A 3,418-nucleotide genomic window follows, 5' to 3' on the forward strand; every position below is an offset into this window, starting at 1 on the left:
ACCTAAAGCGGTTTCCGCCTATCCGGACAGGTGGTTTCCATTTTTCCGGACAGACGGCTTCGCCGCAACGGAATATTCATACTATCCTGTAAGTTTTTTATCTCTCGTTTTCTTTTACTTTTTCGCCGATGCCATTACTTATAACACCTAAAAACCAGCTAACAAATGTTTCTATCAAAATCATTCCCTCCAACTGTTTCATTTATCCATATCGTAGCAATCTCATATTTTAAACCGATTATCAGTAATTATGATTTTCCCTTTTCATATATTAGGCGTAACGCACTTTTCTTTGCAATACTATTTATCAGTCACTCCATATAAGTCTTTAATTTTTTGTGTATTATGCCTGATTAACCATTTTGTAAATGTATTCCATTCACATGGTCGTGTTATTTTTCTCTCATCCGTATACAAAGAAGCATCTATCCCATATCGCATTGAATTGCGATAATTATTGCCTGCATCCTCTAATTTTTCATATTTGAAACAAGCTCTATCCAACTCTATTTTTCCGAACATATTATCTTCTACTACCCATACCTCATATTCGCCACCATGAATACTATTAGCACACACATTTTCCGGATGAAATAAGCATTCATCAAACATAACTACTTTTTCAACAGGCAATTCTCGAATTATTGACATACTGCTTCCATATCCATATAACCTGTTATCATGCGCATACGATGTCATTATATTCACTGGCAAAGTAATAGTACTATTGTTTGGATCCTTCAATTGAGGTGTAACAGCTTCTATTTCAAAAGGTCTTAAAGATCGAACCAATTTTATTTTTCCATTTTTTACACAGGTACTCTTTTTTAATTCCTTTTGAACAAAGTGATATAACAAATCAATTTCTGCACAGGCGACGTCAATATCTGCCTCTTTCAAATTTCCATATTCGTGAAGCATATTCATTTCTGTACCATCTTTTAAATAATATTGCTCATATCCCGGTACTCTATGTATATTAAAATTTCGTGCAATACAATATTCTATAAAACCTCTTCCATAATTTCCTGCATCTGCATTAAAATAACCCTGGCAATGCTTTAGGCAATTATTTTTACACATATATCCGCCCCAAAACGCCTGTAATAACAATTCGTTCTTCAAATGAAATTCTTTCACGCTATTTTTCCTCTTTCTGTTGCTCTACTACTTGGCTGTAAAAAGCTGCTATCTTTTCAATTTTATTTGTCTTGCTTTTTATTGGTAATGATTCCCAAATAATTTGCTTGTAAGGTGCCTTTGACGTTTTTCCAACTCTTGAATCTATAATAGAAACAATTCCCTTATCGCTCTCACTCCGAATCAATCTTCCAATCCCCTGCTTTAGTTTTATAACCATCTCCGGAACAGACACTTCCATTAAGCCATCCTTGCTCTGCTGGTACTTGTAATCAATAATCGGCTCCCTTACTGGAAATGGTAGTTTAAAGATAATTACATGAGATAACGACACACCTTCAATATTGATTCCTTCCCAGTAACTTCCAGTTCCTAGTAACACAGAATTAGTATCATTTCTAAACTTCTCTAAAGTCTCTGCCTGCTTTGCATTCCCTTGCTGCATCAATATCTTGAATGGCAAGTTTTCCTTCTGCAATCTATCATATACCGCCTGCATATCCGTTTTTGCTGTAAATAAAATTAAAGATTTTCCATTGCTGATATAAAGCAATTTTATAATTTCCCGAACACCTTCTTCTATAAACTTGTCTCTTTCACGTGTAGGATGCGGCATATGTTCTGTATAATAAATCTTCGCATGCTCATCATAATTAAATGGTGATATTTTAGGCTCGCATACCAAACTTCGTTCAATCGGAAATCCAGTGTTATTAATAAAATAGGTGTAGTTCTTTATATAATCTTCATTTTTACCACTTGTAATAGTTGCCGAAGTCAAAATTACTGGTAAGCCAGAATCACCAAACATAATTCGCCTTGTAATCTTGTCAACCTCCTTGGGACACTTATATAAACGAACTCCTTTTATTCCACGACTTCCCCTATCTCTTTCTAACCAGAAAATATCTTCGCTATTTTTCCTTTTTATAATTGACTCCAAAAAGGCAACATAATCTTCAAGCTGTTCTACCTCTTCATCGTAATTTTTCCTACTATGATCACCTATAAAATCACCAAATGACATTGACGCTTTAAACTGGATATCATCAAGAATATTTCTTAATTCTTCAAAATTTGCTCCAATACTCCTTACATAATATCGGTCTATATCCTGACCATTTTTTTCTGCCTCTTTGTCCTGCTCATTCATTTGCTTCAATAGTGATTTAAAAACCTCATCTATCAAATAATCTGCGTTTTCCAGTTCTTTGGCAAATGCCGAATCAAAAGAATCAACTGCTTTTCCTGCCCCATACATTGCATCTTTCAACTGTTTAAGTGAAATGCAAGAAGTCACAGATGAACGGACTTTACTTTCCAAATTATGAGCCTCATCTACTACAACAATTCCAATATCTTCACTCATAAGTTGTCTTCGATAATTTGCTTTTTTATGCATATTCACAGCAAGCAAATCCTGATTACATACAATAATCCCATGTGTAGACATCATTTTCTGACGCAAATTATAGTAATGACAAGAGCCACAGTAGCTACACTTATCTTTGCAAAATTGTGATTTATATTCTTTCACATTTATCCGGTTCCATATTTCATCTGGAATCGCAACATTCCAATCCGCCTTCTCATACCCATATTTGCAGATTGCATCATTGATTATTTGGTGTTCCACATTTTCTGCAATAAATTCTTTTGTAAAACAATCATCAAACCGCTTTTTGCACAAAAAATGGTTTTGCCCTTTGGCTATAAGGACTTCTACTTCATAATTAAGCATGTCCATAATTTTTTCTATATCATGAGTCAACTGCTCTTGTAATGCTATTGTCGATGTCGCAATTACTACTGGTCTATGGTAAATTTTGCTATAATATAGAATTGGTACAATGTAAGCAAATGACTTTCCAATTCCAACACCAGCTTCAACAAGCACATGCTTGTTTTCTCTAATTCCATCTACAATTTCACAGGACATTTCCCATTGTCCTTCTCTATCTTCAAATCCAGTAGCAATAGCTTTATCTTGAAAAAAAGAAAATACATCTTCTCCGATTTTATGAAATCTCTTTTTACGTTCATTCTGCTCTTCTTGTAATATCGCATCTTCATCATATCTCCATAAACGCAAACTAACACCTTCTTCCACGTCATATGACTTCTAGAGCCCTTTTATTCTCAATAATCATTTCTATATTTTAAATGAATTTCCTAAGATATTGTACCATATATTATCTGTAAAGGTCAAATCCTTCGCCCCACGCCAAATACAGCGCCGCTCATTTGCGGCGCTTGCTATAGCACTCAGCCGGAAGAT

At 34.6% G+C, this 3,418-nt stretch carries 2 protein-coding genes; both read right to left on the reverse strand.

Going from position 1 to position 3,418, the window contains the following annotated elements:
- Positions 1-300: 300 nt before the first annotated feature.
- Positions 301-1,140 carry a hypothetical protein gene (locus GPK83_RS09420; protein ID WP_215704629.1) on the reverse strand — a complete coding sequence of 280 codons (840 nt, stop codon included), beginning with the start codon at positions 1,138-1,140 and terminating at the stop codon, positions 301-303.
- Position 1,141: 1 nt separating this feature from the next.
- Positions 1,142-3,250 carry an ATP-dependent DNA helicase gene (locus GPK83_RS09425; protein ID WP_345941795.1) on the reverse strand — a complete coding sequence of 703 codons (2,109 nt, stop codon included), beginning with the start codon at positions 3,248-3,250 and terminating at the stop codon, positions 1,142-1,144.
- Between the last annotated feature and the right edge of the window lie 168 nt (positions 3,251-3,418).

Source organism: Clostridium sp. MCC328 (assembly GCF_018785465.1).
Classification (GTDB): Bacteria; Bacillota; Clostridia; order Lachnospirales; family Lachnospiraceae; genus Pilosibacter; species Pilosibacter fragilis.